Here is a 3,005-nt window from a genome sequence, read left to right as displayed (position 1 = left end):
TCGTAGCGGGGAAAACGCTCGATTTCGACCGGGCGGCTCGCGCCGCTCCGCTATAAAAACCACCCGATTAATGCCAATGTAGTTGGCATCAACGTCACGCCCCACCACAGAGAGAGCCCCATGGATGCCGACAAGACACTGGACCGATTCCTCGAATTAGCCGCGATTTCCGGACTCAGTGGCGACGAACGAGCCGTCGCCGACTACCTGGTCCGCGTTTTCAAGGAAGCGGGAGTCCCCGATTCGCAGATCCAATTCGACGGTGCCGAAACGCGAACGAATTTGAAAGGAAATTGTGGCAATCTGATTGTCACGCTGCCAGGAAATGGCAGAGGGCCGAAAACGATGTTGTCGGCGCACATGGATACGGTTCCGATTTGTGTCGGCAGCCAACCGGTGGTCGACGGCGGTCAAGTGCGAAGCAGTGCGGCGACAGGACTCGGGGCAGACGATCGCAGTGGGTGTGCGGCGATTTTGACGGCGGCGTTGGAGCGATTGAAACGGGGCGACGAAAATTTCCCTCCCGCCGTCATCGGCTTTTTTGTCCAAGAAGAAATCGGACTGCACGGGGCGAGGCAATTGGATGTGTCGCTGGTGGGCGATGTCGACCGCGCATTCAACTTCGATGGCGGAGCCCCCGAGAAAGTCACCATCGGAGCAGTGGGTGGCGAGCGGATCACCATCAAAATCTTGGGCACGCCCGCTCACGCCGGAGTCGCACCTCAGCAAGGTGCCAGTGCGATCGTAATGGCATCCAAAGCGATCGCCGACTTGGATCAACGAGGATGGCTCGGCAAAATCGAAAAGGACGGCCGCAGCGGGACCGCGAATGTCGGCGTTATCCAAGGGGGTGATGCGACCAACGTAATCACCCCGGTGGTGACGCTGCGTGCCGAAGCGCGAAGCCACGACGCCGAGATGCGGACACGGATTGTTGACGAGATGCGTCAGGCATTCCAAACGGCTGCCGAAAGTGTCAGTACCGAATCGGGAATTTGTGGAAAAATGGAATTCACAACCCAAGTCGATTACGAAGCGTTCCGGTTAGGCGAGGACCACCCATCAGTCCAGGCAGCCAACGACGCGATTTCCAAGGTGGGACGGACGCCCCGCTGCGACGTCGCCAACGGCGGACTCGATGCCAATTGGTTGTATCGTCATGGCGTCGAAGCGGTCACACTGGGTTGCGGCCAGCAAAACATTCATACAATTGATGAACGTCTCGAGATCGCCGACTACCTCGATGCCTGTCGTATCGCGACCTGGCTGATTACCGAAGGAGCCGAAAGTGCAGGATGATGACGAACTGTGCTTGTGTTTTCACGTCACACGCCGCAAGGTCGTTCAGTTCATTCGCGTTCAGAAACCCAAGCGGGCAAGCCAGCTTTCGGAATGTTTTGGTGCGGGCACCGGCTGCGGTTGGTGCCGCCCGTTTTTGCGAAAGCTGATGGAGGAAGCCAATCCGGAAGCGGTCAATTTGCCGGGGCCCGAAGATTACTCGCAACAGCGTGCGGAGTACCGCAAGCACAAGTCGAGCTAGATCGCGAGTGTATGCGTAGTCGCTTCATTTTGGGGGTAGTGGAACTCGCAGGAAAGTTTCGATCCACACCGTGAAATCGCCCGCGGATTCTGCTACAGCCGCGACCGCTAGCTTCTTTGCGGTAACACAGCACGAGGCCAAAAAGAAAACCCGGCCGCCTTTTTTCAAGGGCGACCGGGTCTTTCTTATCTCTGCGATTCGCTTACACGATTCGTTGCTCGTTTACACGAAGCTTAGAATGTGAAGATCGAGTCAACACCGAAGGTCGTTTGCTCGTCGTCACCGTTCTCAAGAATTCCCGCAGGATTTCCTTCGACCCAGTCGTAGCGAATTTCGGGACGAATCGTGACGTTGGCGTGTGGCTTGTAGTTCACACCGGCGGTCAACGCGTAGACGTCAACGTCGTTACCAGCCAAGACACCCGAATCAGCATCGTACCATTCGAAACGAGTTCCGTAGGACCAGCAATCATTGATCGAGTAGATCAAGTATTGGTTGATGTCGAACGTTTCGCGAGCGGTTGCTCCGGCACGATTTTCGGTATCAAGCAGGTCGCTTTGGAAGATGTACTGAAGGTTGTCCGACAGAGCCAAGTCAGCAACGATCGAGTGCATGTAGCCCTTCTCGTATGCGTTTTGGTTGTTGGCGAAAACACCGCCGACGGTAGCGTAAGTGACGGTCAAATCATCGGTCAAACCAACCGACAATCCGCCGAGGAACGCGTCGCCGTTGTCTTCGAAACCGCTATCCCAACCCATGACGTATCCACCGTAGGCGGTGACATCGTCGCTGACGTTGTAAGTAGCCAAAGCACCGGTGTGCGTAAATGGCTCGCTGTTGTACATCGTGTAAGCGTGGCTGTAGAAGAAGTTGCCAGTCGCTTGAACCACTTCCCATCCGATGATGGTGTAGAAGTGACCGACTTTGACCGACAAGTCGCCGTAACCAGCTTCCATGTACAACTGAGGCATCGCGTGACCGTAGTCAGGTCCGTGATCCCAGCCATTGTCCCAGTGATCGTTGTCGATCCCGAACGCTTGCGTGTCTTGCGAGTCGGTACCGTATAGATAATCGATGCGACCACCGATATCGAAACCGCAAGAGGTGTCGATTGCTTTCTCGGCGTACAACCAAGCTTGGTGCAATTGCAATTCATCGGGACGGCTGTTGAACAAAGGCAACGCGTCGCTGTGGTAGCCCATTTGCACCCAACCGCCAGCGGACCAACCATCGTGCTCGCCGAACAGGGTCCACGGGTCGCCCAAGCAGCAATCGCCACAGCTCAAGAGGCTGTCGATGCCACATCCGGATCCCGATCCACATCCGCAGCCAGCCGAATCGCAACCACCGTCGCATCCGCCATCACAGATGCCGGTATCACAAGTGGGAGCTACGGGCTCGCAACCGCAAACTGGTTCGCCACAATCGCAGCCTTTTTCGGCACAGTGCGAAACCAAGTTGATTT

Annotated in this window: 3 protein-coding genes; 2 read left to right on the top strand and 1 reads right to left on the bottom strand. The window is 56.3% G+C overall.

The genetic code is table 11. From position 1 onward, the window contains the following. Window positions 1–120 precede the first annotated feature (120 nt). Window positions 121–1,299 carry a M20/M25/M40 family metallo-hydrolase gene (locus tag RMSM_RS35990; RefSeq protein ID WP_008709716.1) on the top strand — a complete coding sequence of 393 codons (1,179 nt, stop codon included), beginning with the start codon at window positions 121–123 and terminating at the stop codon, window positions 1,297–1,299. Next, window positions 1,289–1,540, top strand: coding sequence for a (2Fe-2S)-binding protein (locus tag RMSM_RS35985; RefSeq protein WP_008709714.1), 252 nt, complete (start codon window positions 1,289–1,291; stop codon window positions 1,538–1,540). Before RMSM_RS35990 ends, RMSM_RS35985 begins: the two co-directional genes overlap by 11 nt. Before the next feature lie 233 nt (window positions 1,541–1,773). Here RMSM_RS35985 and RMSM_RS35980 read toward each other — a convergent pair whose 3' ends face one another. Then, entirely contained in the window at window positions 1,774–3,003 is a 1,230-nt protein-coding gene (locus RMSM_RS35980; RefSeq protein WP_085980648.1) for a porin, read from the bottom strand. Window positions 3,004–3,005 lie beyond the last annotated feature (2 nt).

It is taken from the genome of Rhodopirellula maiorica SM1, from assembly GCF_000346295.1.
GTDB lineage: Bacteria > Planctomycetota > Planctomycetia > Pirellulales > Pirellulaceae > Novipirellula > Novipirellula maiorica.
Note: the sequence above shows the minus strand (reverse complement) of the source record. Positions and strands in the feature narration are given on the sequence as shown.

Excerpts from the sequence above, each read along its gene's own strand:
- RMSM_RS35990 (WP_008709716.1), top strand. The coding sequence starts at position 121 with ATGGATGCCGACAAGACACTGGACCGATTCCTCGAATTAGCCGCGATT.